Annotated in this window: 2 rRNA genes; both read right to left on the bottom strand. The window is 53.9% G+C overall.

The annotated features are described in order from the left end of the window. Window positions 1–113 (bottom strand): 5S ribosomal RNA (rrf, locus tag M3223_RS24080); the annotation flags it as partial. Between the two features lie 153 nt (window positions 114–266). Then, window positions 267–332: ribosomal RNA gene (locus M3223_RS24075) — 16S ribosomal RNA — on the bottom strand; the annotation flags it as partial.

Here is a 332-nt window from a genome sequence, read left to right as displayed (position 1 = left end):
GGCGACGTCCTACTCTCCCAGGACCCTGCGGTCCAAGTACCATCGGCGCTGGAAGGCTTAACGGTCGTGTTCGGGATGGGTACGCGTGGTTCCCTTCCGCCATCGCCACCAAACGATGAAGCGTCTTTCGATTGAAAGAGACTTGCTCTTTCAAAACTGACAACGAGTGAGTGACAAGCCGGTTTTGAAACCCGAAGGTTTCTGCTGAGGCATCTGGCGATGCCTCGAATTTGAATGCCTCCGTTGCAGGAAGCGATTCTCCATAGAAAGGAGGTGATCCAGCCGCACCTTCCGATACGGCTACCTTGTTACGACTTCACCCCAATCATCTA

The sequence above is a fragment of the Paenibacillus pasadenensis genome, assembly GCF_023715725.1.
In the GTDB taxonomy this organism is placed as follows: Bacteria; Bacillota; Bacilli; order Paenibacillales; family Paenibacillaceae; genus Paenibacillus_O; species Paenibacillus_O pasadenensis_A.
The sequence above is the reverse complement of the archived record's forward strand: the minus strand, read 5'-3'. Positions and strand labels throughout refer to the sequence as shown.